Consider the following 26,937-nt stretch of genomic DNA (forward strand, 5'->3'; position numbering starts at 1 on the left):
ACTCTCCTACTTGTTAAAAATTTCATCCTGATAATTTTAAAATTATTAGGATGGATGTTTTTATTGTATTTATTTTTGTTTTATTATTTAATTTTATAAAAATATAATTATCTTTTTATGCAACTTATAGGATAATATAGGATTTTAATTTTATTATCTAGGAAGATCATGTTTGATAAAATTCATTATTATTATTTTAATGCTAATTATGAAAAATGTTTAAACTTGAGTGAGCAATTTTTAAAAGAAAGTCCAAAATTTGCTTTAGAATTTGCTACGCTTTCTTCTTATAAACTTTCTCTTTTTCAAAAAGCTTTATATTATGCTCAAGAGCTTTTTTCTTTAAATCCTACAAGTTTTAATGGTCTTATACTTGCTAAAAGCTATATTGAAAATTTAAGACTTGATGAAGCCTTGAATTTATTACAAACACTTTTAACTCGCAAAGATGATTTAGAGGATGAACTTAAGTTAGAATTGGCTTTTATTTATAAACTGAGTAATAAACTAGAAGAATCTGAACAAATTTTCAAAGAATTACTTTCTAAAGATATGTATAATCTTAATCTATGGAAAAATTATGCAGAAATTTATTTTAAACATGATTTTACGAAGGCATTAAATGCACATGAGCACTTGTGTCATTTTATGCAAGATTTGATTGATAAACTACAAAAAGGAATCATTGCTGAACAAACCAATCTTAATTTAATTAAACTCGAAGATAGGCTTCATAGTAAAACCAAAGAAAATCTTACCATTTCTAAAATAGAAGATTTTTTAACTCATCAAATTTTACCCCAAAAAGCATACTTGCTTTTTAAGCTTTTTAGAATATCTGATTCTTTAGAACTTTTTCAATCGCTACAAGAAGCCAATCAACACCATGCACAGTTTTGGCAAAACTATGCTAAGGTATTAGAATTTAACTCAAACTATCAAGAAGCTTATCATGCTTATAAAAAATGTCTTAGCTTGGATTCTCATGCAACCTATCAATTTGATTTGGCTTATCTTTTGATGCGTATGGGAGTGGATGATAATTTTGAAGAGGGCAAGAAATATTATGAAAGCAGATTATTTTATGCTCATAATGAAACTTTTTCTACTTATCATTATAATGAAAGCCTAAAAGCTTTTAATAAATTTGGCGTTGATGCTTTTAAAAATAAAGAAGTTTTAGTATTTTGCGAGCAAGGCTTTGGCGATACTATAATGTATGCAAGATGCTTAGAAAAACTTTGCAAAATCGCTTCAAAGGTTTTATTTGCTCCTCAAAGTGCCATGTATGAAATGTTTAAAAATCAAATCAAATTTTTAAATCAAAATGATGATATTTTTAAAAATGTAAAGGTTTTAAAAAATCTACCTACAAATTTTGATTATGCTATTCCTATTTGTTCTTTGCCTTTTTTTATTGATATTAAGCTTGATGAGATTTTACGATTAAAAACACCTATATTGCCACAGAAAAAACCGCATAATCAAAGAAAAAAACTTGGTATTTTTTATGCTACTCCTAATGCTGAAAATTCTGATTTATTAAGAAATGTAAAATTTGAATTTTTATTTGATGTATTAAAAGACTTAGATTATGAAATCATTTCTTTTCAAATGCAATTAAAAGAAGAATTACCTAAGGTAATAGAAGATAGAAGCAAGCTTATAAAAAATTGGAATGATACTCTAAATTATTTATATGATATTGACTGTATGCTTAGTATTGATAGTGCTATAGCGCATTTAAGTTTAGCTATGGATATTCCTACTATAGTTCTTTTACATCCTAGGTTTGATTGGCGTTGGGGAAAATTTGAAAATCCTAAAAGTTATTTTTGGCCAAAAGCAAAATGTTTTATCATAAAAGAACAAGAAGAAACAAAAAGGAATTTGCAAAAACTGATTAAAGATATTTTAAATTAAAGCTTAGTTTAAGAGCTTTAGGTGGAAAATTTGGTTTTTGATAACATCAGCTAGCATTTTTGGCATTTGGTTTATAATATCTTGATAATTTTGCTTTGCATCTTGACCTTTTAATGTCAAATTTAATTTTGCATTTTTTGCTGCAAGAATTTTTCCATTACTTGTAGAAATGATTTTAAAATTAATACTAGCCACACCTTCCTTACTCGTTGTGATAAAATAATTTGTAATATTTACATAAAAATCTTGCAAATTTACCACCACAACATAATCTGTAAATTTAGCATACATTTTAGCCTTGTCTTTTTCTTGTGTTAAAAAAGGACTTACATTTATAAGTTTTGCATCTTTAGGACTAAAATGTGACAAAGTTTTAGAACTTTGATAAATACCATTTGCAGCAGAATTAACCCAATTAAGCTTTAAACTTTGAATCAAATTTTTAGCAAATAATGTAGAAAACTCCTTATCACTCACCCTGAAACCATCTAAAAAATAACCGAAATTTTTCCTAAAAGTTAATACAATAGCAAAATCAATATCTTTATCTTTGGTGATTTGTGATTTTTTTTCAATCAAAGTAGAACTATCAAACAATGCTTTTTGTTGATTTAGATTTGGATTTGTAACATTTTGATTTAGATCTATTAGCTCAAAACTATCTGCGTTTTTTTCAATTTTAATAACTTTTTTCTGAGAAAAATTATTTGCCAAAAGATTAGAACTTAAAACTAAACTTAAAAACAAAATGAAACAATACCTCATCTTCATCCTTATAAACTATTTAAATATAAAATTATACTCTTTATTTTATAAAAAATCTTGTAAAAAATTCATAGATGAAACACAAATAAAAGGACTGGATTTATAATCTAAAGGGTTATATAAAATGTATTTTTTAGAAAAATCTCCCATAAATCCTCCATTTTGATTAATCAAAAAATCTCCTGCTACAATATCCCAAATATTAAGCTTTTCAAATCTTTTATAAACTCCTGCCTTAGCCTCTAAAATAGCACAAAATTTCAATCCAGAGCCTATATTAATAGCTTCTAATTGATGCTCTTTTGCAAAGTCTTCATCTTCTTTGCTAAGATGATTAACACTCAATAAGGCTTTATATTTATTTTTCTCGTATTCTTGCTGGTCAATTTGCAAAGGTTTATCGTTTTTATAAACCTTAGTTTTTGCATGAGCATAGAACATATCACCTTTTGATGGATTTTGTATAAGCGATAAAACAGGGCGATTGTCATGAACCAAACTTATCATAACGCAAAATTCATCACTGCCTTTTAAAAAACCACTTGTTCCATCAAGAGGATCAATAAGCCAAAAAGTTTTTAATTCTTCACATTCTTCTTTGCTGAGTAATTTTTCTTCTGATAAAATTTTAATATCCGTAGAACCTAAAATATCATTTAAAATTTTATTAGAAGCAAGATCTGCTGATGTAAGCGGGCTTTTATCTTCTTTTTCCCAAGTTTTGAAATTTTTTCTCTCTTCTAAAATAGCCTTAGAAGCTTGATTGCTAGCATTTATAGCAATTTCTAAAAATTTATCAAGATTAAGCATGATTATAAACTTTCTATAAGATTTTTAAAATTATACAAGAAGATTTTGTGGAATTTTTAATTTCCACAAAAAATTTTAATTAAATTTTACTAGTTTCACCCAAATAAAGTTGTCTTGGACGGACTATTTTAAGACTTTCTTGCTCTTTTTGTTCTATCCACTGAGCTATCCATCCTGGGGTGCGTCCTATAACAAATAAAGTAGCAAACATTTCATTTGGAATACCTAAGGCTTTTAAAATAAGTCCGCTATGAAAATCAACATTCGGATATAGCCCTCTTTGAACAAAATAATCATCGCTTAAAGCAATCTCTTCTATACGCGTTGCTACTTTAATAAGATTGGTATCAATATCCAACTCATCAATAAGTTGATCACGAAGTTTTTTAAGCACTTTTGCTCTGGGATCAAAATTTTTATAAACCCTATGCCCAAAGCCCATCAAACGGAAAGGATCGTTTTTATCCTTAGCCCTTTTGATGAATTCATCTACCCTATCAACACTACCTATTTGCTCAAGCATTCTAATAACACCTTCATTAGCTCCACCATGTGCATGACCCCAAAGTGCGCCAATACCTGCTGCTATACAGGCATAAGGATGAGCATGAGTTGAACCCACAGCACGAACCGTTGAAGTTGAAGCATTTTGCTCATGATCTGCATGAAGCATAAAAACTGTATCAAGTGCTTTTACCTCTATAGGTTTAAGCTCTACATGATCGTAAGGATAAGTTCTTAACATATATAAGAAATTTTCTGTAAAACCACGATCTAAATTTGGATAAGCCATAGGAAAGCCATGTTTATATCTATAAGCGGTGGCGACTATAGTAGGGATTTTAGCTACTATTCTAGCTGCCATTTCCATATATTCTTCTTTTACGTTCATATTTAAATGATCAGGATAAAAAGCACTAAGCGATGAAACAGCACCTTGTAAAACTGCCATAGGATGAGCATTATCAGGGAAAGAATCAAAAAGACGATGCATACCTTCATGGATAAAAGAACGCTTTTTCATTTCATAACGAAACGCTTCAAGACGCGTAGCATCAGGTAATTCTTTATAAAGTAAAAGATGAACCACATCTAAATAAAGTTTGTTTTCAGCAAGCCACTCTATAGGATAGCCACGGTGCATTAAAATTCCGTTTTCTCCATCAATATAAGTGATTTTTGATTTACAAGTAGCTGTAGAAGTCAAGCCCTCATCATAAGAAAACATTCCTGTTTGTTTATAAAAACTCGACATATCTACAACGCTTGGCCCAGTTGTACCATCATATATAGGAAATTCATAGCTTTTTCCATTTCTATTATCGGTTATAGTAACGGAATTTGACATTTTCGCTCCTTTTATTGTTACTTTTATTAATTCTAACAAAAAAGGACGATTATGAGTTTTTTTATTATTGAATTTTTAAGATTTTGTTTGCTTTTTTGAGTAAAAAAGTAACTTTCATTTTTTAGAATTAGAAAGAAATTTAATCATACTCATAACAATAATAGCCTCAAATAACGCTGTTAAAATAAGTGCTGAATAAAGCTTCTCATCAATAACCTTGCCCGAATAACCCAGAGTAGCTGTTGCTATAAGCAAGGTTAAAGGCATAGAATGACTAAGACCAAATAAAATCATATTTTTAAAACCAATTCTTTTTAAAAAAACACTTGCACATAAAATTCTTAAACCCACCATAACAAACATAAGTAAAAATGCTTGTAAAACGATTTTATAATCTAAAATCATTTTAAGATCAAAAGTTGAGCCTATATGGATAAAAAAAATAGGGATCAAAAACCCGTGTCCAAAAGTAGAAAGCTTGTGCTCAAGATCTTTTTTATGATCAAAAAAAGTAGCTATAAATGAACCTGCTATAAAAGAGCCAAGAACGATTTCAAGTTTTGTAATAACCATAGCAACAATAATCAGTATAAAAATGGCCATACAGAATCTTATATCTTTTTCATTTTTATCTTCCCATGGCATAAGCACAACTTTAAGCTGAGGATACCACCAAAAAAGCACACCAAGCATTTTAAATCCGAGCAAACAAAGTCCCAAAAAGATATTAAGATATAAAATACTTTGCGCTACATCAATAATACCTGTTCCTTCGCGCAAAAAAGCTCCCGCTATAGTCAAAAGCACAATAGAAATCACCTCAGCTAAAGTAGCTACTATCATAGCAATATTTAGCCAATAACACTCTTTTCCAAAATCCTTAAAAAGTAAAGATAAAAGCCCTACACTCATCACAGGTATAATGATAATAAATACTAAAGAAAGTCCAAAAATCCATACTATAAAAGAAGATAAAGCGTAAAGTAAAAAAATATAAAAAAAACTTTTTTTGACAACTTCTTTATCCATATTAAAAAAGGCTCTTAAATTTACCTCCATGCCCGCTATAAACATTAGATAATAAAAACCTACATTGGCTAAAAGTGCAAAATTTTCACTTTTTCCTATGAAACCAAAATACGCTATTATTGCCCCTAAAATAATTTCAGTAGCCGAAAGAGGCAAGCGTAAAATTTTTGCAATATGCGGAGAAAAAAGTAAGCATAAAGCTATAACAATAAGAATTTTTAGATCAATTAAACCTTGCGGATCAATGACACTCTGATGCAAAAGTAAATCCCATTTCTTTTAATTTTATTATATCTTGACTTGGTTCTTCACCTTTAGTGGTTAAATAATCCCCTATAACAATAGCCCCAGCACCTGCTTGAAAAATTTCATATTGTCTTTCTCGTAATACCACTTCACGCCCACCTGCTACCATTACCACGCTTTGCGGTAAAGCCTCTTTGGTATCACGCACGATTTTTAAAGCTTCATCAGCGCCAAGTCTTGGAACTTGTAGTTTTAAATTTTCATTTGCTATAAAAAAATTAATAGGCGTTGAAAAAGGCTGTAATTCTTGCAAAGATTTTCTAAAACTTAGCCTATCTTCTTCACTCTCACCCATACCATAGATTCCACCACAACAAAGCATAAGCCCTGCTTCTTTAGCGTTTAAATTGGTTTGAAATCTACTTTCCCAAGTATGCGTGGTGCAAATTTGTGGAAAAAATTCCTTAGAAGTTTCAAGATTGTGATTATAAGAAAAAATTCCTGCTTTTTTAAGTTCTTTGAGTTGCTCCACGCTTGCCATGCCATTACAGGCAATTAAAAGCAAGTTAGGCACTTCTTTTTGCACAGCCTTAGCAGCTTCGCAAACATACTCAAGCTTTTCATCATCAATCCCAAGTCCTGCTGTAACCAAACAAAAACCCAAGGCTTCATTTTTCTTTGCCATTTTTGCTTCTAAAACGATTTGTGAAAGTTCTTTACGACGATATTTTTGAATATCTGTTTTTACATGGGCACTTTGGGTACAGTATTTACAGTCTTCTGAACAATTTCCACTCGCTATATTTGAAATAGCACAAAGCATGATTTGCATTTTAATCCTTCATTTCTTTTTTGATTTTGCACTTTAAGCATTCTAAGAATGTACCTTTTTTAAGCTCTTTTATCACTAAAGTTTCGCCACACTCTTCGCATTTTTCTTCACTTGGTTTGTATTTGCTTATAAAATTGCATTTTGGATAAGCACTACAACCATAAAATTTACCGCGTTTTGAAAAGCGTTCTACGATTTCACCTTTTTGACAACTTGGACAAGTAATACCTGTACCATTGGCTTTGGCTTTTGCGGCTGTGTTTTCGCTTTCATTTTTACTTTCACTTTTTAAATTTCTTGAATACTTGCATTTTGGGAAATTTAAACACGCTACAAATTCTCCAAAACGCCCTTTTCTAATAGCAAGTTCCCCGCCACAATCAGGACAACTTTCACCTAGTTTTGTGACAGTTTTTTGACTAGCAATTTTTGTTTTTCCTTCTTCGATTTTTCTCATAAAAGGATAGTAAAATTCTTTTAAAATTTCTTGCCAATCTGCCTTATCTTCAGCGATTTCATCTAAGGTGTTTTCAAGGTTTGAAGTAAATTTACTATCTACTATATCGCTAAAATTTTTCTCAAGCACTTCGGTTACATTAAAAGCGATTTCACTAGGAATGAGTTGTTTTTTGTCTATTTTTACATAATCACGGCTTGTAAGTATAGAAATAGTTGGCGCATAAGTAGAAGGGCGACCTATACCCAAACTTTCAAGTTTTTTTACAAGGCCTGCTTCTGAATACCTTGAAGGCGGTTCGGTAAAATGTGAGCTCATTTCTAAATTTTGTATTTTTAAATTTTCACCTATTTTAAGATTTGGTAAAATTTTATCCTTATCCATATCGCCATAAACTTTATAATATCCATCAAAAAGGATTTTTCTACCGCTTATTTTAAAAACTGCTCTATCATTTTTTACAAACACATTTTGAGTTTGAGAAATAGCAGGATTCATCTGACAGGCTAAAAAGCGATTGTAAATAAGTGTGTAAAGTTTTAACTCATCTTTGTCTAAAAATTTAGCCGCAATTTCTGGGGTAAAACTTAAATTTGTAGGGCGTATAGCTTCATGGGCTTCTTGAGCACCTTTGGCCTTTGTAGTATATACATTTGCTTTGCTTGGAAGATAATCTTGGCCAAAATTTGCTTGTATGAATTTTCTTGCATTTTCTATAGCTTCTTTGGCCAAATTTAAACTATCAGTTCTCATGTAGGTAATAACCCCCATCACGCCCTCGTGAGTATTTACTCCTTCATAGAGTTTTTGAGCTATCATCATGGTTTTTTTAGGGTTAAAACCAAGGCGATTGCTAGCACTTTGCTGTAAAGTTGAAGTCATAAAAGGAGGTGGTGGAGCGATTTTTCTTTCTTTGCTTTCAATGTCACTTATAGCATAAGCTTCATTTTTGCAAGCTTCCAGTACAAGTTTGGCACGATCTTTGTTGATAATGGTAAGTTTTTCTATCTTAGCTTTGTCAAACTCAACTAGTTCTGCATCCAAATCTTTTTGAAAAATCATATCTATGCTAAAATATTCCAGTGGTACAAAGGCACGAATTTCTTTTTCACGATCGACTATGATCTTTAAAGCCGCACTTTGAACACGCCCTGCGCTAAGTCCTCTTTGAATTTTTTGCCCCAATAAGGGGCTGAGTTTATATCCTACAATGCGATCTAAAAGGCGTCTAGTTTGTTGGGCATTTACAGAGTGCATATCTAATTTTCTTGGATTTTTTAAAGCATTTTCTATAGCACTTTTAGTAATTTCATGGAAAACGATGCGTGGCAAGGTGTTTTCATCTTTTCCTATAGCTTTTGCAATATGATAAGCTATGGCTTCTCCTTCTCTATCCTCATCCGTTGCAAGATAGACTTCTTTGGCATCTTTGGCTTTGCTTTTAAGTTCTTTAACTAAGGCGCTATGATCGCTTGTGATTCTATACTCAGGGATAAATTCATCATCTTCTATTTTAATCCCAAAGCTTGATTTAGGTAAATCTCTAATATGTCCTTTAGAAGCAATCACTTCATAATCTTTTCCCAAAAAATTTCCTATGGTTTTAGCTTTTGCAGGAGATTCTACTATGATTAAATTTTTCTTCATTTTACACCCTTGTTAAATAAAAAGCTGAATTTAGCTAAAATTATTTAAAATTCTACTTATAAAATATATTTTAAAAACAAAACTATCATAACAAAATAAATAAAATATAATTTTAAGTAATTTTAAATACAAATCATAATTTTTGGAGTATAATAAAATAAAAAAGGCAAAATTATGAATGGCAAAACTTATAAATTTCATCCAAATGATACAAAAATGGATAAAAAAATAATTCAAATTACCGAAAAATCCGGATTTAAAGCAGCTGTGTTTTCTATGGCCGCTATGACTATGCTAGGAAGTGTAGTCATTTCATCTGCTCTACCTGCTATCAACAGACATTTTGAAGAACTTTTAACCCAAAGTGGTGCTACTCTTGCTTCAAGTTTCACATTAGCTCATCTTGATATACTTGTTCGCTTAGTTTTAACCATTCCTGCTATTTTTGTTGTCATTTTATCTCCATTCGCTGGTATTTTAATGGATAAATTTGGCAAATTAAAATTCATTCTTCCAGCTATGGTGGTTTGGACTATTTCTGGAGTAAGTGGCTTTTTCTTAAATGATATTTATGCTATACTGACTTCAAGAGCTATTTTTGGTATGGCAACTGCTTTTATAATGACAGGCGCTTCGGCTTTACTTGGAGATTATTATAGTCGCGGTGGCTTTAATCGCAGAGAAAATGCTTTAAGTCTTCAAGGATTTTTTTGTGCGGTAGGGGGTGCTATTTTTATTTCTATTGCGGGATTTGTTTCAAGTTATTCTTGGCGTTATCCTTTTTTGGTGTATGGACTTGGAATTTTAATTACCTTAATGGCTATCATTTATCTTTTTGAACCTAGAAAATTTAAATTCTATAATCATACAAAAATAGAAGCAAAAACAAATTATTGGCAATTTTTCCCTATCTATTTTATAGGTTTTTTTATCATGGTAGTTTATTATATTTCGCCAACTCAACTTCCTTACTATATAGAAGAACATTTAAGATTGGACCCTAAATATATAGGTATTTCGATGTCTGTGTCTGCACTATGTTATGGTTTTTTCTCTCTAAGCTATAGATATATTATAAAATTCTTAAGTATTAAAACTATCTATGTTTTAACTCTTTTTATCGTATCTTGTTCTTTTTTGCTGCTTTTTTTAGTAGATAGCTTTTTCACAGTTTTAATCGCCTTAGCTTTGCTTGGAATGGGCGGAGGTATTATGCTTGTAAATAATACGGCTTATCTTTTTTCAATCTGTCCTGAAAATGCTCGCGCTAGGGCTTATGGAATTTTAGCAAGTTGTATATTTTTAGGACAATTTTTAAGTCCTATTATCTCTCAACCTATCGTTAGGCAAATGGGTCTTGTAGATGCTTTTTTAATATGGTCAATAGTAATTTTTATAGTGTGCATTGTGTTTTTATTTTTAAAGCAAAAACCTAGGATAAATTAGCAAGAAAAATCTTGCTAATTTTATTTATTACAAACCTACTGCACTTAAAGTTTGGTATTTACTCATATAAATTTGAGCTTCAATTTTTCTCATTGTATCAAGCGCTACTTGAACTACAATAAGTACAGAAGTACCGCCAAAATGAAAAGGCACACCCATAAATTTCACCAAAACCCAAGGCAAGGTTGCAACAAGCCCTAAATAAATAGAACCTGATAAAGTTAAACGAGAAGCCACTTCATTAAGATAATTTGAAGTTCCTTCACCTGGACGAATTCCAGGGATAAAACCGCCTTGCTTTTTCAAATTTTCTGCTATGTCTTTAGCGTTAAATACAATAGAAGCATAAAAATAAGCAAAGAAAATTACAAACAAGAAAGTTAAAACATGAAACAAATAACCATTTGGATTTAAAAAGTCATTAATGGCTTGTAGATAAGGATTTATACTAGTTTGTAAAATCGTTGTTGGAAACATCAAAATCGCACTAGCAAAAATCGGTGGAATAACTCCACTAAGATTGAGTTTAATAGGAATATAATTCATAATGCGTTTGTTTTGATTTTGCATTACAACTTTACGAGAATAAGAAATAGGAATTCTTCTTTCTCCAAGTTCTACATAAATAATCACGCCTATAGTGATTAAAATCAAAGCAAAAATTGCAAAAGCGGTTAAGAAATTCATCTCACCTGAATTAATTTGTCCTACAGTTCCTGAAATCGCTCTTGGAATACCTGAAACAATACCTGCAAAAATGATTAAAGAAATACCATTTCCTATACCTCTTTGTGTAATTTGTTCGCCAAGCCACATTAAAAGCATAGTTCCTGCAAGCATAGAAATAGCACAAAGTGCGATAAACATATTTAAATCTTCCACCATTATAGCCCCTGCGCCACCACGACCATGTAAGCTTTGCAAACCTATAGCAACGCCTATACTTTGAACCAAAGTAATCACAATAGTCGCATAACGGATAATTTGCATATATTTTTGCATACTATCACGCTCTTTTTTCATCTTACCAATATTTGGAAAAGTTGCTGCAAGAAGCTCCATAATAATAGAAGCAGTAATATAAGGCATAATACCTAAAGAAATGATAGAAAAGCGTTCAGCCGCTCCACCACTAAAAACATTAAATAAACCCAAAGCATTGTTTTGATTGTTATTAAAAAATTCCGCAATCACATCAGCATTGACGCCAGGAACTGGCACATAAGCCAGAACCCTATAAGCAAACAAAAATGCTAAGGTGATTAAAATCTTATTCGTCAATGCTCTATTCATTATTTTGATCCGGTGACGCTAATATTCTCGTCTTTGATTTTTGATACTAAGTCTTTTGCACTTACACCAATTAATTTGATTTTATTCACAGATTTTGAAATTTTGTGAACACTTTTAATGCTCTCAAATGTAATTTCACTAAGCTCTTTTACAGCTGTGATTTTTTCAACATTGATTACATAAGGTTTTTGAATTTTAGAAGTAAAACCTACTTTTGGTAGTCTTCTTTGAAGTGGTTGTTGACCCCCTTCAAAACCTCTTTTTTCATTATAGCCTTTTCTAGCAGTTTGACCTTTACCCCCTTTAGTAGCAGTCTTACCCATGCCAGAACCTTGACCACGACCAATTCTTTTAGTTTTATGCGTTGAACCCGCTGCTTTTGTTAAATTCATCTTCTTATCCTTTTAACATTGTTAAAGCTTTGATTGTAGCACGAACCACATTAGCTGAATTATTTGAACCCAAAGACTTGGTTAAGATGTCTTTAATACCTGCAAGCTCGACGATAGGGCGTGTAGAACCACCCGCGATAACTCCTGTACCTTCACTAGCTGGTTTAAGTAAAATTCTACTTGCGTTGTATTTTACCTCTACATCATGAGCGATAGTTGAGCCTTTAGTTTTAACTTCAACGATATTTTTAAACGCATCGTCAACAGCTTTACGGATAGCATCTGGAACTTCCTTAGCCTTACCATAACCAACACCTACCAAACCTTTGCGGTTTCCAACGATAACTAAAGCAGTAAATCTAAATCTTCTACCACCTTTAACAACCTTAGTAACTCTGCCGATATCGACGATTACTTCTTCAAATTCTTCTCTATTATATTTTTCCATCGATTTACCCCTTATAGCCTAATGCCATTTTCTCTTAAAGATTCAGCTAAAACTGCAATAACACCATGATATACATAACCATTTCTATCAAAAACAGCTTGTTCTATCTTTTTAGTTTTTAAAGTTTTAGCAAATTCAGCAGCGATTTTTTTAGCGCCTTCTTTATTTGCTTTAACGCCAAGTTTGCGTCCATCAACTGCTGCTAAAGTTACAGCTTTTGCATCATCAATCGCTTGGATATATAGAGTTCTGTTCGATTTAAATACAGAAATTCTTGGAAAATTTTCACAACCTGAAATTTTCGCTCTAATTCTTTTTTTTCTTTTGATTCTTAAAGTTAGTTTTCTTTTTAATACATTTGCTCTCATATTCTACCCTTACTTCTTAGATGTCTTACCAGCTTTGCGGATAATGCGTTCATCAGAATACTTAACGCCTTTTCCTTTATATGGCTCTGGTGGTCTAAATTCACGAATTTGAGCAGCAACTTGACCTACAACTTGTTTATCACTTCCTTTAACTGTAATAGTATTTTTATCCACTACAATTTCAATTCCTTCTGGAATATCATAATTAATAGGATGAGAAAAACCAAGGCTTAGTTCTAAAACTTTACCTTTTAAAGCTGCTTTATAACCAACTCCATTGATTTCAAGAGTTTTTGAAAAACCTTGAGTTAAACCTACAACGATATTGTAAGCTAAAGCTCTGTAAGTTCCCCAATAAGCTCTACTTTGTCTATCTTCACCTTTTGGAGAAAAAAGAATATTATTATCTTTAATCTCAACATTTACATTTGCTTTAGTATCAAGTTCTTTTGCCAAATTTCCTTTTTTAAATTTAAGCAAATTTCCTTCTAATTTTACTTCTACTCCTGCTGGAATAGCAATCGGTTGTTTACCTATACGAGACATATTTTTCCTTTTTATTTGTCTAGGATATTTCTACTTTTTTAAAAGAATGGATACCCAATGCCATAAAAAGCAGATTTTTTACCAAATAGTACATAAAATTTCGCCGCCAACACCTGCTTTATAAGCTTCATCATTAGCTAAAACGCCACGACTTGTGCTAACTACGATAGTACCATAACCGTTTTTAAAACGCTTGATTTCATCTTTACCTTTATAAACACGACGACCAGGCTTAGAAATTCTTTTAAGCTCATTGATAACACTCTTACCTTTTTCATCGTATTTTAAAACTACATTGATAAATTTCTTTTTATCTTCTTCAATAACATTAAAACTCTCAATATAGCCCTTAGCTTGAAAAATTCCAACTAAAGCTTCTACAACTTTAGAATGTAAAAGCTTGGTTGTTTCAAGCTTTCTCATTCCTGCATTTCTGATACGAGTGAGTGAATCTGAAATAATATCATTTATCATATTTTATCCTTACCAACTTGCTTTCTTAAGGCCTGGAATCAAACCTTCATTGCCCATTTTTCTTAAGCAAACTCTGCAAATTCCAAAATCTCTATAAACCGAATGCGGACGCCCACAAATTTGGCATCTCGTATAAGCTCTAACCTTAAATTTAGGCTTGCGTGCCGCTTTTGCAATCATTGATTTTTTAGCCATCTTACTTTCCTTTTGTAAATGGCACACCGATAAGTTCTAATAACTTTTGTGCCTGTTTGTCATTTTGTGCTGTTGTAACTATAGAAATATTCATACCATGAGTTCTTAAAATTTTATCATACTCCACTTCTGGGAACATCAACTGCTCATCAAGACCGAAGTTATAGTTTCCGCGTCCATCAAAACCATCTCTACTTAAACCTCTAAAGTCTTTCACCCTTGGCAAAGCAATAGAAATTAATTTATCAAGAAAAGCATACATATTTTCTTTTCTTAAAGTTACCATTACACCCACAGGAAAACCTTCGCGAACTTTAAATCCTGCAACTGATTTTTTAGCTTTAGTAATCACAGCCTTTTGTCCTGCAATTAAAGAAATAGTATCTGCAACATTTTGCAATACTTTTTGATCTTTAGCCAACTCACCAGCACCTACACTGATAACTACTTTTTCGATCACAGGGATAAGCATAGGATTTTTAATATCAAATTCTTTAACCAATGCAGGTTTAATGCTTTGATTGTATTTTTCTTTTAATCTCATCATCGCTTACTCCTGAACTTTTGCCACATTGGAAATATCCATTGGCATTTCTTTATTGATAAAACCACCATTTGGGTTTTTCTCACTCGGCTTAATAGCTTTTTTAGCGATTTTACATCCTTCAACTACCACTTTAAGTGTTTTTGGATATACCGCTAAAACTTTACCTATTTTACCTTTATCATCGCCTGTGATAACCTTAACGCTATCACCTTTTTTGATTTTTAATTTAACCGCCATTATAATACCTCCGGTGCTAGTGAAACGATTTTCATAAAGCCACCATATCTAACTTCTCTGCCCACTGGCCCAAAGATACGAGTTCCGATAGGCTCTCTTTTGTTGTCAAGAATAACCGCAGCATTTTCATCAAAACGAATCAAAGAACCATTATCTCTATGAATTTCTTTTTTAGTTCTAACGATAACCGCTTTTACCACTTGACCTTTTTTAACTTTTCCATTTGGTAAAGCTTTTTTAACAGATGCAACGATTACATCACCTACGGTAGCGTATCTTCTTTTGCTACCCCCTAAAACCTTGATACACATTAATTCTTTTGCACCGCTATTATCAGCAACTGCAAGTCTTGTAAAACTTTGAATCATTACTCAACTCCTGTAGCTAATACAGATTTTAAGCGAAATGATTTTCTTTTTGAAAGTGGTCTGCATTCTACTGCAACAACAGTATCACCCACTTTAACTTCATTTCTCTCATCATGAATTAGATATTTTTTAAAGCGTTTAACAATTTTTCTATATCTTGGATGAACCACTTTTCTTTCAACCAAAACACTTGCGGTTTTTTCACCAGCGATTTTAACAACAACGCCTTGAATTTCTCTTTTAAATGCCATTTTCTCTATCCTTATCTTAAAGCGTTAATTGCTGTATTTATTCTAGCAATGTCTTTTTTTACTTGGCTAATCTCTTTTGGATTAGTAAGTTGCATTGTTTTTAGCTTTTGTTTTAAAGTGAATAAAAGCACCTTTTTTTCTTTTAGCATTGTTGCAAGCTCAGCTGCTGTTTTATCTTTAATCTCAGTATATTTCATTTTGGCTCTCTCTTGTAACAAACTTAGTTTTAAATGGAAGTTTATGCATAGCTAAAGTCAATGCTTCTCTTGCCATTTCTTCGCTTACTCCTGCCATTTCATAAATGATACGGCCTGGCTTGATATTCATTACCCATTCCTCAACAGCACCTTTACCTTTACCCATACGAGTTTCTAAAGGTTTTTTTGTCAAAGGCTTATCTGGGAAAACTCTAATCCAAGTTTTTCCTTGTCTTTTAACGAAACGAGTTAAAGCAATACGCGCTGCTTCGATTTGGCGTGAGTTAATGCGTCCTGCTTCAGTTGCTTTTAATGCAAATTCACCAAAAGTAAATTCTGTTCCACGATTAGCATAACCTCTGTTACGCCCTTTCATCATTTTGCGATATTTAGTTCTTTTTGGCATTAACATGATTATTTACCCCTTCTTGTGCGTCTTGGCTTTTTAGCTGGAGCACTTTCTTCAGTTTTTTCAGGTTGCATACCTTTGTGTAATACCTCACCTTTAAAGATCCATACTTTAACCCCTATGTTTCCATAAGTAGTTCTAGCTTCTGCAAAACCATAATCGATTTTTGCTCTTAAAGTATGAAGTGGAACGCGTCCTTCAAGATACCATTCTGTTCTTGCCATTTCAGCACCGCCTAAACGACCAGAAACTGAAACTTTAATCCCTTTAGCGCCTGCTTTTTGCGCGCCTTGAATTACTTTTTTCATTGCTCTTCTAAAAGCAATTCTTTTTTCAAGTTGAGTTGCAACACTTTCAGCAGCAAGTTGAGCTGAAGCTCCTGCTTTTCTTTCTTCTTTGATATTGATATTTACATCTTTACCGATTAAATCTTGCAATTCTTTTCTTAAATTATCAACATCACTACCTTTTTTACCGATGATGATACCTGGTCTTGCAGCAACTACAGTAACGCGAAGTTTTTTAGCAGTTCTTTCTACTAAAATTTGGCTAATTCCTGCGTAATAAAGTTTTCTTTTTAAGAAAGCTCTGATTTTGTAATCTTCACCGATATTTTCTACTAAATTTGCTTTAGTTGGAAACCATCTTGATTCCCAGTTTCTATTGATTCCTAGTCTTAGACCAATTGGATTAACTTTTTGTCCCATTAGCTTTCCTTTTTCGCTGTTGCTTTTTTAGTGCTTGTTGTTTTTTTAGCTGGAGCTTTTGTTGTAGTAGTTTTTTTAGCTACTGCTTTTTTCTCTTCAGCTTTCACTTCTGCTTTTGCCACTTCTACTAAAATATGTGAAGTTGGTTTTCTAATACGACTTGCACTTCCTCTAGCTCTTGGTCTAAATCTTTTCAACACCGCAGCTGCATCCACGCGACAACTTTTTACAACCACTTCGTTTGCTTCAAAGCCACCATTTGCTACTGCACTTGAAATTGCGTTTGCGATATATTTTGCACCTTTATTTGGCATAAATTTTAAACTAGCCATAGCTAATTCTGCATTCATCCCCTGAACTTCCCTAGCAATCAATCTTGCTTTAGTTGGAGATAATCTTATGAATTTAATTAATGCTTTACTCATATCTTATCCCTTACTTACCAATTTTCTTTTGCACAGAGCCTTTATGCCCTTTAAATGTGCGTGTTGGAGCAAATTCACCAAGCTTATAACCGATATGATTTTCAGTAATATAAACTGGAATAAAGCTTTTACCATTATGAACATTAAATGTAAGTCCTATCATATCAGGAGTAATTGTGCTTCTTCTTGACCAAGTTTTAATTGGTTTATTATCATTAGCCTTTTTAGCAGCGATGACTTTTTTCATTACATGATCATCAACAAAAGGACCTTTTTTTAGTGATCTAGCCATCTTACTTTCCTTTTCTTCTTGAAATTATTAGCTTATCGCTAGCTTTTTTACGACGAGTTTTCGCACCTTTGGTTGGTTTACCCCATGGAGTTACTGGATGACGGCCTGAATTTTTCTTACCTTCACCCCCACCGTGCGGGTGATCTACTGGGTTCATAGCAGAACCACGAGTTTGTGGACGGATACCTCTATGGCGATTTCTACCTGCTTTACCGATAGTTACATTAGCCCATTCTTCGTTACCTACTTCGCCGATACTTGCCATACATTCAGCTAAAACTTGTCTCATTTCGCCGCTTGCAAGTCTTAAAATAACATATTTTTCTTCTTTACCCATAAGTTGTGCGTAAGCACCCGCAGAACGAATCATTTGACCGCCTTTACCTGGCTTTAACTCAACATTATGAACAATAGTACCCACAGGAATGTTTTTAAGTTTCATTGCGTTACCTGGTTTAATATCAAGTCCGCTTTCAGCAGCTGCAACAATATCGCCAACGCTTAATCCACGTGGTTGAAGAATATATCTTTTTTCCCCATCTTTATAAGCAATCAAAGCAATTCTACAATTTCTATATGGATCATACTCGATTGCTTCTACTTTGCCTTCTATACCAAATTTACGGCGTTTAAAATCAATAATTCTGTAAAGTTTTTTAGCACCCGCTTCTTTATGACGACTTGTAATTCTTCCATAGCTATTACGACCTGCGTGCACTGGAAGTTTAACAAGTAGTGAGCGCACACTTGGTTTAGCTGTAATATCTTCAGAACTTAAACCTGTGATATATCTTCTACTTGGAGTATATGGTTTATAAGTTTTAATTGCCATCTTAAGCCTCCGTATTTTCTAAGCTAACACCTTCAGGTAGCTTAACATAGAATTTTTTGTAATCGTTTCTTTGACCTAAACGACCTCTAAAACGCTTAACTTTTCCATCCATTCTTAATGAATTGATGCTTTTTGGAGTTACACCAAAATACTCTTTTAAAACCGCTTTTAAGCCTGTTTTAGTCATCTTTGGTGAAGTTTGAATAACTACGACACCTTGCTCTTGCAAATTCAAACTTTTTTCTGTGTAAAGTATAGTCTTTATATCAGTAATATCTGCCATAATTATCCCTCTTTTGTAATAGATTCTAACGCTGATTTTTCTATGATAACAGCATTAAATACAGATACTAAATAAGCATTTACTTCAGTTACATCAACTACATAGCAATTTGCTAAATTTCTGTAAGCTAAAAGTGTTTTTTCATCTAGTAAATCTTTAACGATTAAAGCATCTTTGACGCCAAGTTTTTTAATCACAGCGTTTGCATCTTTTGTTTTACCACTTTCAATAGCCAAAGAATCAGCAGTAAATAACACACCTTTAGCTGCTTTATCTGCTAAAGCTCTTTCAAGCGCCAATCTTTTTTGTTTTTTATTTACTTTTTGGAAGTAGTTTCTTTCATTTGTTGGACCAAAAGCAACCGCACCGCCTACCCAAACGTTAGTTCTTGTTGAACCCGCTCTAGCACCGCCACGACCTTTTTGTCTCCAAGGTTTTTTACCACCACCGCTTACATCACTTCTACCTTTAGTATGAGCTGTATTTGCTCTTAAACTTGCAAGGTAAGATTTTACATATAAGTAAAGATTGTGTGGATTTACTTCCGCATATTTTGAAGGTAAATCAAGTTCACCTGCTTTTTCTAATTTATCATTTAAAACAACTACTTTACTCATTTTGCAATCCTTATTTTACCCATAGCACCATTATAACCTGGTACTGCACCCTTAACTACTAAAATTTTGTTTTCAGAATCATAAGATACAACTTCGTTTTTAACGGTTACTTTAGTATTTCCATAGTGTCCTGCCATTTTCATACCTGGTTGAACACGACCTGGCCATTCTCTATTACCAATAGATCCGTGGCGTCTATGAAATCTCGAACCGTGACTTGCTGGACCCCCTGCAAAGTTATGTCTTTTCATAACACCGCTATAACCTCTACCTTTGGTGTTAAAGCTTACTTTTAAAATTTTTGCTTCATTTAATGGAGTTTCATCTAAATCTCCTGCTTCAGTATTTGCTACTTCTAAAGTCGCAAATCTATTGTATTCTGCAGAAAGATTATACTTTTTTTGTTGTCCTGCGACACATTTATTACTTGCTTTACCTTTTGGATATGCTACTAAAGCCTTTCCGCCTTCAACTTCACATACTTTTGCATTTACAACTCTTAGTAAAGTTACAGCGATACTTGGATTAGTAATTGTTCTGCTCATTCCGATTTTTTCTACAATATATTCCATATCTTATCCTTACTTACCCATAGCTCTTACTTCAACGCTTACTTCTGGCGCTAAATCAAGCTTAGTTAAAGAATCAACTGTATCTGGAGTCGCTGCTACTATATCTAGCATACGCGCGTGAATTCTTATCTCAAACTGCTCACGAGAATCTTTGTTAATGTGTGGAGATTTTAAAACTGTATAGCGTTTGATTTTAGTAGGCATTGGTATCGGACCTCTGATATCCGCACCTGTTCTTTTAACAGCTTCTACGATTGCTGCAACTGTTCTGTCTAGTACTCGATGGTCATAAGCTTTTAGCTTAAGCCTAATTCTTTCCATAATATTTCCTTTAAAAAGAACTCGTTAGTTAAAAACTAACCAACTTTATAAAAATTGAAATGAGAGTATATAAAATCTTGTTTTCAAAGTCAAGGAATTTGATGAAATTTTTCTATTATTTTCCTTTTAAAAAGGATAATAATAGAATTTTTAGAATTTAAAAATTATCATTATTTTTTAAATTTTTGTATATAATGATCAATATCTTATTTCATTAAATTTCAAAAAATCTCTTAATTTTTCATATTCGCCATTTTCTAAATAACGGTGTTTTCCCGCCTTTAACATACCAAGATCTAAAGCCCCAAAAGCAACACGCTTAAGATCCATAACCTCAAGATCAAAATGTCCAAAAAAGCGTCTAAGCTCTCTATTTTTACCTTCATTTATAACCACTCTAAGCTTAGTATAGCCTCCACTTGATCCAAAAATTTCAAAGTCTATAAAAGGAGCAAAACTCATAGAGGTAATTTTAGTTTTTGCATGCGCGCCTTTTTTTTCATTTTTAATCTCAAGTCCATTTTGCATGGCTTCGATGACTTGTTTGCTCACCGTGCCTTTAACTTTAAGGTAGTATTCTCTTTCTAAATCGCTATGCATTAAAGCATCGGCAATCACAGGAGAATCTGTAAGTAAAAGTAAGCCTTCACTTGCATAATCCAGCCTGCCTACGCTAAGCCAAGTGCTAAATTGTCTTGGCAAGGTATCATATATAGTTTTTCTTCCACGATCGTCTTTTTTACTGACAATTTCACCTTTTTGTTTATGGTAGATTATCACGCTAAATTGCGTTCTTTTTTGTACTCTTTTACCTTTAACAAAAACTTTATCATCAAATTTAACTTCATCGCTTAAAAGGGCAATTTTGTTGTTTATTTTTACTAAGCCTTGTTTGATAAGTTCATCGGCTTCACGGCGTGAATAGCGGGTGTTATGGGATATAAATTTATTAATTCTCATTTGATCTTCCTTAAAAAGGGCGTTTTTGCCCTTTTTTACATTACAAAAATAGTTGGAACTATGGTTGGGTATTTTTTAATCTTTCTAAAGATGTGTTTTCTTAAAACTTGGCGGATTTGATTTTCTAAAAATCTTGGATCATTGAGTACTTCATCTTTAACATTGATGAAAAATTGTCCTAAAACTTCAGCCATATCTTTGCTAAAAGCATGGTCGTGTTTGTCAGCTACTAGCCCATAGCTAAATACTCTTGGTTTGTTGATCAGTGTTTTTGTAGCTTTGTCAATTTGTGCGATAATAACTACTATACCACTATCTGCAAGTTTTTGGCGATCTATAACTACATCATCGGCGATTTGTTTGTTGATTTGATTATCTACAAAAACTTTACCTGTTTTTACGGTTTTTATGCGTTTGACATATTTTTGGCAAAGTTCTACTTGATCGCCATCACTCATAAGATAAATATTTCTTTCAGGGATACCGCACTTCATTGCTGTTTCTTTGTGTTTGGTGATATGGTTGTATTCCCCATGAACCGGTAAGAAAAATTTAGGTTTAGTAAGAGTTAGCATAAGCTTTTGCTCTTCTATACTAGCGTGTCCGCTTACATGAATTTCACTAAATTCTTGATACGCTACTTTAGCTCCTGCTTTTAAAAGATAGTCAAGCACTGCAGAAACGCTTGCTTCATTTCCTGGTATAGCTTTAGCTGAAATGATTACTTGATCTGTAGGCTTAATCTTTATAAATTTATGCTCATCTGTTGCCATTCTATAAAGCGCACTCATAGTTTCACCTTGACTTCCTGTAGTTACGATAAGCACTTCATTGTCTTTATATTTGCTTACTTCATCAGCATCGATGAAAATTTTTCTATCAAGTTTGATATAGCCTAATTCCATAGTAGTATAAAGATTTCTTTCCATAGAACGACCGATCACACAAACTTTTCTACCGTATTTTAAACCATAAGTGATAGCTTGATAAACGCGGTGGATATTAGAACTAAAAGTGCTCATGATCACCCTGCCTTTGGTACGTGCAAAGATTTGATCAAAAGTTGGCCCTACAGAGCTTTCACTTTTTGTATAACCTTCTTTATAAGAATTTGTACTATCACTTAAAAGACATAAAACTCCTTCTTCTCCATAATGTGCCAAACGCCCTAAGTCTGTTGGATAGCCATCAATTGGGGTTTGATCGATTTTAAAATCACCTGTGTGGATAATCGTTCCTGCTTTTGTTTTGATCGCAAGTGCTGAAGCATCAATGATAGAATGCGTGATGTGGATCCATTCTATATCAAATTCACCTATTTCATAAACTTTGCGTTTTTCTACAGGACGAAACCATTTGCGTTCTGCTTTTAAGCCATGTTCTTCAAATTTGTTTGAAATCATTCCTAAAGCTAAAGGTGTAGCGTAGATAGGAAATTGAAATTCTTTAAAGAAATAAGGCACCGCACCGATATGATCTTCATGCGCATGGGTAATCACTATACCACGAATTTTATCTTTAATTTTTCTTACATAGTCAAAATCAGGGATGATAATATCTACCCCATGCATAGTTCCATCAGGAAAACTCATACCTATATCTATTATGATTGCATCTTTATTGGTTTCAAAAACGCTAATATTTCCACCGATTTCTCCTAAGCCTCCTAAAGGAGTAATGCGGATTTTATGTTCGCTAGAATTATTATATTTTAAAGGGTGTAAGCGGTTTTCATGTGAAACACGGTTAGCTTCTATACATTCTGCAAGAGCGATTTGCCAATCTTCATTGCCTGTGAGTTTTGAAGGAAGATTGCGATTTTTTTTCTTTTTTTTCTCAGTTTTATTCTCTGAGTTTTCAGAAATTTCCTTGTTAGAATTTTGATCAATTTTTGGAGTATCATTTTCATTTTGCAAAGAATCGGCTAATTTTTTTCTGCGATTTTTATATTTATAGCGTTTATTGTTTTTTGAATTTGAGTTCGGATTTTGTTCGTTTTTATTTATCTCTTTGTTTTCGTCCATATTCATCCTTTAATTTGTCATAAATTTTAAGGTATGAATTAACGCAAATTTCATGTGGTCTGATGTTTTCTTTTAAGCCAAGAATGCTTAAAACTTCTAAAACTTTTGCTTTATATGTTTTTAAATTTCCTAAGAGTTGTTTTCTAGGAGCTTTAAAACAGTCTTTTAGAAAATTTTTGAAATTTTCTATTTCACAAAGTTCATCAAAATCCTTAATTTTAATCAAACTCATCACCGCTGATATAACTTTTGGCGGCGGATTAAAACATTGTGGATCAACATCAAAAAGTATTTTTCTTTCGCAAATCATTGCACTTAAAACACCTAAGGAAGAAAACTCACTATTCCCTTCTTTAGCGCAGAATTTTTCAGCCATTTCTCTTTGTACCATTACAATAAGCCCTAGACAATTTTTATCTTCTAAAGCTTTTAATATAATGTGACTTGCAACATAATAAGGCAAATTTGCAACCAAAAAATATGGTTTTTCATCAAGACTAGGATTAAAAGCTTCGCTTGCGTCTTGATGGATCAAGTTAAATTTTCCACATTCAAGTTCTTTTTGAAATTTCTTTTTTAAAATAGGTATGAGATCATTATCGATTTCATAAGCTTTTACTTGAGAAATTTTTAAAAGTTCTTGCGTTAAATCACCTAAGCCAGGCCCAATCTCAATGATATTGTTCATCTCTTTGGGTATGGCTTGGATGATTTTTGCTAATACGCTTTTATCGATTAAAAAATTTTGTCCGTATTGTTTTTTTGCTTTAACCATAAGAAATAATTTTATCTAAAAATTCTTAATTAAGTCTTTTTAGGTAGAATTATTTTTGTAAAATTTCATAAGGATCAAAATGATTGTTTGTGCGGGTGGAAATGAAAATTTTTCTTTTGCAAAAGCCATAGGTATAGGTTTGGTTGAATCAGCTTTTCATTTGGGTCAACTTTGCTTAAAAGAAAAACCATCAAAACTCATATTTATAGGAACTTGTGGGCTTTATGATAAGGGGGAAATTTTAGAAATTTATAGAAGTTCATGCGCTTTTAATGTAGAATTTTCTAAAATTTCACATGCTTTTTATACTCCTGCAAAATATGAAATTTGCTTAGAAAAAGAAAATGTTTCTCGTGAAACAATCAAAATCAATTCTTCAAATTATATTTGTCAAAATTCAAAAGCAGCAAAAGAATTTTCGAAATTAGGTTTTTTTGCAGAAAATATGGAAGCCTTTTCTGTTTTAAGCGTAGCTCAAAATTTAGATATTGATGCAGAGTGTATTTTATGTGCGACAAATTTTTGCAATGAAAATGCTCACGAAGATTTTATAAAAAATCATCAAAAGGCAAAAGAAAAATTAGAAGAATACTTAAAAAAATATCATTATATTTAAAAATTCAAAAAGGAAAATAATTTTGAAAGAGCTTGTTAATATTTTAGATTTTTTACCTGAAGAATTAGGAGAAAAAATCAAACCGATGTTTCGCGTGAAACAAATTTATCAATGGATTTATCAAAAATACGCCAATAATTTTTCCGATATGTCAAGTTTACCAAAAGATCTACGTTTAGAACTTACACAAAATTTTCATTTCTCACCTGTAAAATGCGTTAAAAATGAGCAAAGTAAAGATGGAAGTATAAAATATCTTTTTGAACTCATCGATGGTTTAAGAGTAGAAAGTGTGCTTTTGCCTATGAAAGAAGAAAAAATAGACGCGGAGGGCAAAAGAATTTCTCATGCGAGATATACTATCTGTGTTTCTTCTCAAGTAGGTTGTAAAAGCGGATGTAGTTTTTGTCTTACTGCCAAGGGTGGTTTGAAAAGAAATTTAAGTGCAGGTGAGATAGTCGGACAAATTTTATGGATAAAGAAACAAAACAATATCCCTTATGAACGCCGTGTAAATATAGTATATATGGGTATGGGCGAGCCTTTGGATAATCTTAAAAATGTTTCTAAAGCGGTAAAAATTTTAGCGCAAAATGAGGGGCTTGCCATAAGTCCTCGCCGTCAAACCATCAGCACTAGCGGTTTAGCAAAACAAATCAAAGAATTAGGTCAAATGAATTTAGGTGTTTTACTTGCTATATCATTGCATGCGGTTAATGATGAGCTTCGAACTGAGCTTATGCCTATCAATAAAGCTTATAATATCGCTGCGATTATGGATGCGGTGCGTGAATTTCCTATAGATCAAAGAAAAAGGGTAATGTTTGAATATCTTTTAATTGATGGTATCAATGATAAGCTTGAACACGCTAAAGAATTAGTCAAGCTTTTAAACGGCATTAAAGCTAAAGTGAATTTAATACTCTTTAATCCACATGAAGGAAGTTTATATAAACGCCCTAGTTTAGAAAATGCGATTAAATTCCAAGATTTACTCAGTAATAAAGGTGTAACTTGCACTATAAGAGAAAGTAAAGGGCTTGACATTTCAGCTGCTTGTGGACAGCTTAAAGAAAGGGCAAAAGAACAATGACAATGTTAGATATTTTTGAAATCGTTTTTATAACAGCTGTTGTGATTATAGGTTTCGGTGGAATTGTTTTTGTAGTAACAAAAGAAAAAAAATAATTATTACATTTAATGGTGTCAAGGGGGAGACTTGAACTCCCGACCTCCGGCTTATGAGACCAGCGCTCTAACCAGCTGAGCTACCCTGACTAAAAATAAAAATATAATTATACTACTTTTTACTAAAAATTTTCTGATTTTTTAAAAAAATAATTTTATTTTCAATATTTAAAAAATTTCTTTATTTTTAAAGCTTTTATAGATATAATGAAAGCTTTATTTCATAGACAGGTGTCCGAGCGGTTGAAGGAGCACGCCTGGAACGCGTGTAAAGTGCAAGCTTTCGAGGGTTCGAATCCCTTCCTGTCTGCCATTCTTATTTTTAATATTTAAAAATTATTGTTTTGTCAAAAGTTATTTTATTGTTTACAAATTCTTAAATTTTTGATAAAATATTAAAAATTTTATTTATTAGGTTTTTTATAATGCTACAATCAAGACTTTTGATGAATTTAAAAGGAATGGGAATATCTTTTATACCAAGATATTTTTTTTCAAACAAATTTAGATAAAATTTTTAATGATATTTTAAAATACAATATTAAAGACTTAGAAGAAATACAAACTCGAGTTAAATATTATAATCAAATAAATGAATTTTTTACACCTACAGCAAAGGAAAAAATAGGAAAATTTCCTTTTAAAGACACCTCTTATGCTTTTGATGCTTATGAAATCAGTAAATACTTTAAAGATGAATTTTTATGGAATAAAGAATTTGGCGATGTAAGACATACTTTTAAAGAAGCAACTATTTGCAAATCAAGATCTTTGGAAAATAATATAAATAATATTTTATTAAAACTTGATAAAAATAGGCATTTTTGCTTTTTAAAAGATAACATAAACTATGAAAATAAAAAGGATATAGCAATATTTAGAGGAGCAGTATATCAAAAACATAGAAAAGAATTTTTTGATTCTTATTTTGGTAGAACTTTTTGCAATATAGGAGATACTTCAAAACAACCTAGCCAATGGAAAAAAACTTTTTAAACAAAAAAGAACAAATGAAATATAAATTTATAATTTCTTTAGAGTGTAACGATGTAGCAAGCAACTTAAAATGGGCTATGAATTCTAATTCTTTAGTTTTA

The 26,937-nt window shown here is 32.1% G+C and carries 36 protein-coding genes and 2 tRNA genes; 7 read left to right on the forward strand and 31 right to left on the reverse strand.

The genetic code is table 11. The annotated features are described in order from the left end of the window. Positions 1-168 precede the first annotated feature (168 nt). Entirely contained in the window at positions 169-1,923 is a 1,755-nt protein-coding gene (locus tag AJN58_RS02670) for a hypothetical protein (RefSeq protein WP_070291938.1), read from the forward strand. Positions 1,924-1,926: 3 nt separating this feature from the next. On the opposite strand, the gene AJN58_RS02675 is transcribed toward AJN58_RS02670, so the two are convergent. The 6 genes from AJN58_RS02675 to topA all read right to left on the reverse strand — a co-directional run bounded on the left by AJN58_RS02675 (position 1,927) and on the right by topA (position 9,057). Beyond that, entirely contained in the window at positions 1,927-2,694 is a 768-nt protein-coding gene (locus AJN58_RS02675; protein WP_074469934.1) for a hypothetical protein, read from the reverse strand. Between the two features lie 39 nt (positions 2,695-2,733). After that, the gene (locus AJN58_RS02680; protein ID WP_070278383.1) at positions 2,734-3,498 is read right to left on the reverse strand and encodes a 3'(2'),5'-bisphosphate nucleotidase CysQ; all 765 of its coding nucleotides are present in this window, start codon (positions 3,496-3,498) and stop codon (positions 2,734-2,736) included. Positions 3,499-3,577: 79 nt separating this feature from the next. Then, positions 3,578-4,846: a citrate synthase gene (locus AJN58_RS02685; protein ID WP_002922091.1), complete on the reverse strand. Its 1,269-nt coding sequence runs from the start codon at positions 4,844-4,846 to the stop codon at positions 3,578-3,580. A 114-nt stretch (positions 4,847-4,960) separates the two neighbouring features. Beyond that, a complete protein-coding gene (locus tag AJN58_RS02690; protein ID WP_060816449.1) occupies positions 4,961-6,136 on the reverse strand; it encodes a cation:proton antiporter in 1,176 nt (391 codons plus the stop codon). Next, a complete protein-coding gene (locus AJN58_RS02695) occupies positions 6,117-6,953 on the reverse strand; it encodes a biotin synthase (protein WP_070210588.1) in 837 nt (278 codons plus the stop codon). The genes AJN58_RS02690 and AJN58_RS02695 overlap by 20 nt, the downstream gene beginning before the upstream one ends. Position 6,954: 1 nt before the next feature. Further along, positions 6,955-9,057, reverse strand: a complete 2,103-nt coding sequence (gene topA / locus AJN58_RS02700) for a type I DNA topoisomerase (RefSeq protein WP_070291939.1) — start codon at positions 9,055-9,057, stop codon at positions 6,955-6,957. Between the two features lie 174 nt (positions 9,058-9,231). Here topA and AJN58_RS02705 point away from each other — a divergent pair, with 174 nt between their 5' ends. After that, complete coding sequence (locus AJN58_RS02705; RefSeq protein WP_070210590.1) at positions 9,232-10,503, forward strand: MFS transporter; 1,272 nt, start codon at positions 9,232-9,234, stop codon at positions 10,501-10,503. Between the two features lie 27 nt (positions 10,504-10,530). On the opposite strand, the gene secY is transcribed toward AJN58_RS02705, so the two are convergent. The 24 genes from secY to rsmA all read right to left on the reverse strand — a co-directional run bounded on the left by secY (position 10,531) and on the right by rsmA (position 24,036). Next, entirely contained in the window at positions 10,531-11,796 is a 1,266-nt protein-coding gene (gene secY / locus AJN58_RS02710; protein WP_070274845.1) for a preprotein translocase subunit SecY, read from the reverse strand. Then, a complete protein-coding gene (gene rplO, locus AJN58_RS02715) occupies positions 11,796-12,188 on the reverse strand; it encodes a 50S ribosomal protein L15 (RefSeq protein WP_002868266.1) in 393 nt (130 codons plus the stop codon). The genes secY and rplO overlap by 1 nt, the downstream gene beginning before the upstream one ends. 4 nt (positions 12,189-12,192) lie before the next feature. After that, a complete protein-coding gene (gene rpsE / locus AJN58_RS02720) occupies positions 12,193-12,636 on the reverse strand; it encodes a 30S ribosomal protein S5 (protein ID WP_002779428.1) in 444 nt (147 codons plus the stop codon). Between the two features lie 11 nt (positions 12,637-12,647). Continuing rightward, positions 12,648-13,004, reverse strand: a complete 357-nt coding sequence (rplR, locus tag AJN58_RS02725) for a 50S ribosomal protein L18 (protein WP_044778598.1) — start codon at positions 13,002-13,004, stop codon at positions 12,648-12,650. A 9-nt stretch (positions 13,005-13,013) separates the two neighbouring features. After that, positions 13,014-13,550, reverse strand: coding sequence for a 50S ribosomal protein L6 (gene rplF / locus AJN58_RS02730; protein ID WP_004305835.1), 537 nt, complete (start codon positions 13,548-13,550; stop codon positions 13,014-13,016). 78 nt (positions 13,551-13,628) lie between these two features. Then, the gene (gene rpsH / locus AJN58_RS02735) at positions 13,629-14,024 is read right to left on the reverse strand and encodes a 30S ribosomal protein S8 (RefSeq protein ID WP_002860830.1); all 396 of its coding nucleotides are present in this window, start codon (positions 14,022-14,024) and stop codon (positions 13,629-13,631) included. 9 nt (positions 14,025-14,033) lie between these two features. Beyond that, entirely contained in the window at positions 14,034-14,219 is a 186-nt protein-coding gene (locus AJN58_RS02740) for a type Z 30S ribosomal protein S14 (RefSeq protein ID WP_002851478.1), read from the reverse strand. A gap of 1 nt (position 14,220) precedes the next feature. After that, positions 14,221-14,766 carry a 50S ribosomal protein L5 gene (gene rplE / locus AJN58_RS02745; protein ID WP_002851453.1) on the reverse strand — a complete coding sequence of 182 codons (546 nt, stop codon included), beginning with the start codon at positions 14,764-14,766 and terminating at the stop codon, positions 14,221-14,223. 3 nt (positions 14,767-14,769) lie between these two features. Continuing rightward, complete coding sequence (rplX, locus tag AJN58_RS02750) at positions 14,770-15,003, reverse strand: 50S ribosomal protein L24 (RefSeq protein WP_070248637.1); 234 nt, start codon at positions 15,001-15,003, stop codon at positions 14,770-14,772. After that, positions 15,003-15,371: a 50S ribosomal protein L14 gene (gene rplN, locus AJN58_RS02755; RefSeq protein ID WP_002779438.1), complete on the reverse strand. Its 369-nt coding sequence runs from the start codon at positions 15,369-15,371 to the stop codon at positions 15,003-15,005. Before rplN ends, rplX begins: the two co-directional genes overlap by 1 nt. After that, complete coding sequence (rpsQ, locus tag AJN58_RS02760; RefSeq protein ID WP_002851549.1) at positions 15,371-15,622, reverse strand: 30S ribosomal protein S17; 252 nt, start codon at positions 15,620-15,622, stop codon at positions 15,371-15,373. The genes rplN and rpsQ overlap by 1 nt, the downstream gene beginning before the upstream one ends. 11 nt (positions 15,623-15,633) lie before the next feature. Further along, on the reverse strand, positions 15,634-15,819 hold the full coding sequence (gene rpmC, locus AJN58_RS02765) for a 50S ribosomal protein L29 (protein ID WP_002851566.1): 186 nt from the start codon (positions 15,817-15,819) through the stop codon (positions 15,634-15,636). Then, positions 15,806-16,231, reverse strand: a complete 426-nt coding sequence (gene rplP, locus AJN58_RS02770) for a 50S ribosomal protein L16 (protein WP_002779441.1) — start codon at positions 16,229-16,231, stop codon at positions 15,806-15,808. The genes rpmC and rplP overlap by 14 nt, the downstream gene beginning before the upstream one ends. A gap of 2 nt (positions 16,232-16,233) precedes the next feature. Continuing rightward, a complete protein-coding gene (rpsC, locus tag AJN58_RS02775) occupies positions 16,234-16,935 on the reverse strand; it encodes a 30S ribosomal protein S3 (protein ID WP_002851138.1) in 702 nt (233 codons plus the stop codon). Further along, the gene (gene rplV / locus AJN58_RS02780) at positions 16,935-17,360 is read right to left on the reverse strand and encodes a 50S ribosomal protein L22 (RefSeq protein WP_004305840.1); all 426 of its coding nucleotides are present in this window, start codon (positions 17,358-17,360) and stop codon (positions 16,935-16,937) included. The genes rpsC and rplV overlap by 1 nt, the downstream gene beginning before the upstream one ends. A 10-nt stretch (positions 17,361-17,370) precedes the next feature. Further along, positions 17,371-17,652, reverse strand: a complete 282-nt coding sequence (gene rpsS / locus AJN58_RS02785) for a 30S ribosomal protein S19 (RefSeq protein WP_002851509.1) — start codon at positions 17,650-17,652, stop codon at positions 17,371-17,373. A gap of 1 nt (position 17,653) precedes the next feature. Further along, positions 17,654-18,484 carry a 50S ribosomal protein L2 gene (gene rplB, locus AJN58_RS02790; protein ID WP_002869292.1) on the reverse strand — a complete coding sequence of 277 codons (831 nt, stop codon included), beginning with the start codon at positions 18,482-18,484 and terminating at the stop codon, positions 17,654-17,656. A 1-nt stretch (position 18,485) separates the two neighbouring features. Further along, positions 18,486-18,767 carry a 50S ribosomal protein L23 gene (locus tag AJN58_RS02795; protein WP_002856384.1) on the reverse strand — a complete coding sequence of 94 codons (282 nt, stop codon included), beginning with the start codon at positions 18,765-18,767 and terminating at the stop codon, positions 18,486-18,488. Positions 18,768-18,769: 2 nt separating this feature from the next. Next, a complete protein-coding gene (gene rplD, locus AJN58_RS02800) occupies positions 18,770-19,384 on the reverse strand; it encodes a 50S ribosomal protein L4 (protein ID WP_002829330.1) in 615 nt (204 codons plus the stop codon). Next, on the reverse strand, positions 19,381-19,956 hold the full coding sequence (rplC, locus tag AJN58_RS02805) for a 50S ribosomal protein L3 (RefSeq protein WP_070240244.1): 576 nt from the start codon (positions 19,954-19,956) through the stop codon (positions 19,381-19,383). The genes rplD and rplC overlap by 4 nt, the downstream gene beginning before the upstream one ends. A 9-nt stretch (positions 19,957-19,965) precedes the next feature. Then, positions 19,966-20,277 (reverse strand): 30S ribosomal protein S10, encoded by a 312-nt coding sequence (gene rpsJ, locus AJN58_RS02810; RefSeq protein ID WP_002779353.1) that lies wholly within the window; start codon positions 20,275-20,277, stop codon positions 19,966-19,968. A 198-nt stretch (positions 20,278-20,475) separates the two neighbouring features. Continuing rightward, positions 20,476-21,237, reverse strand: a complete 762-nt coding sequence (locus AJN58_RS02815) for a pseudouridine synthase (RefSeq protein ID WP_002853086.1) — start codon at positions 21,235-21,237, stop codon at positions 20,476-20,478. Positions 21,238-21,272: 35 nt separating this feature from the next. Further along, complete coding sequence (locus AJN58_RS02820) at positions 21,273-23,267, reverse strand: ribonuclease J (RefSeq protein ID WP_074469935.1); 1,995 nt, start codon at positions 23,265-23,267, stop codon at positions 21,273-21,275. Then, positions 23,236-24,036: a 16S rRNA (adenine(1518)-N(6)/adenine(1519)-N(6))-dimethyltransferase RsmA gene (rsmA, locus tag AJN58_RS02825; RefSeq protein ID WP_070291943.1), complete on the reverse strand. Its 801-nt coding sequence runs from the start codon at positions 24,034-24,036 to the stop codon at positions 23,236-23,238. Before rsmA ends, AJN58_RS02820 begins: the two co-directional genes overlap by 32 nt. Positions 24,037-24,115: 79 nt before the next feature. Between rsmA and AJN58_RS02830 the strand changes: the two genes are divergently transcribed. The 3 genes from AJN58_RS02830 to AJN58_RS02840 are packed head-to-tail and all read left to right on the forward strand — an operon-like array spanning position 24,116 to position 25,840. Continuing rightward, positions 24,116-24,652 (forward strand): purine-nucleoside phosphorylase, encoded by a 537-nt coding sequence (locus AJN58_RS02830; RefSeq protein ID WP_004305850.1) that lies wholly within the window; start codon positions 24,116-24,118, stop codon positions 24,650-24,652. 22 nt (positions 24,653-24,674) lie between these two features. Beyond that, positions 24,675-25,745, forward strand: a complete 1,071-nt coding sequence (gene rlmN, locus AJN58_RS02835; RefSeq protein WP_070291945.1) for a 23S rRNA (adenine(2503)-C(2))-methyltransferase RlmN — start codon at positions 24,675-24,677, stop codon at positions 25,743-25,745. Next, on the forward strand, positions 25,742-25,840 hold the full coding sequence (locus AJN58_RS02840) for a hypothetical protein (RefSeq protein ID WP_002869298.1): 99 nt from the start codon (positions 25,742-25,744) through the stop codon (positions 25,838-25,840). Before rlmN ends, AJN58_RS02840 begins: the two co-directional genes overlap by 4 nt. Before the next feature lie 13 nt (positions 25,841-25,853). Here the strand turns inward: AJN58_RS02840 and AJN58_RS02845 are convergent. After that, a tRNA-Met gene (locus AJN58_RS02845) sits at positions 25,854-25,930 on the reverse strand. A 135-nt stretch (positions 25,931-26,065) separates the two neighbouring features. On the opposite strand from AJN58_RS02845, the gene AJN58_RS02850 reads away from it, so the two are divergent. Both AJN58_RS02850 and AJN58_RS10295 read left to right on the forward strand, forming a co-directional pair. Then, positions 26,066-26,153 (forward strand) — tRNA-Ser (locus tag AJN58_RS02850). A gap of 458 nt (positions 26,154-26,611) precedes the next feature. Next, positions 26,612-26,836, forward strand: coding sequence for a hypothetical protein (locus tag AJN58_RS10295; RefSeq protein ID WP_257841569.1), 225 nt, complete (start codon positions 26,612-26,614; stop codon positions 26,834-26,836). Positions 26,837-26,937 lie beyond the last annotated feature (101 nt).

Origin of the sequence: Campylobacter sp. BCW_4321 (assembly GCF_001763075.1) — a bacterium.
GTDB lineage: Bacteria > Campylobacterota > Campylobacteria > Campylobacterales > Campylobacteraceae > Campylobacter_D > Campylobacter_D jejuni.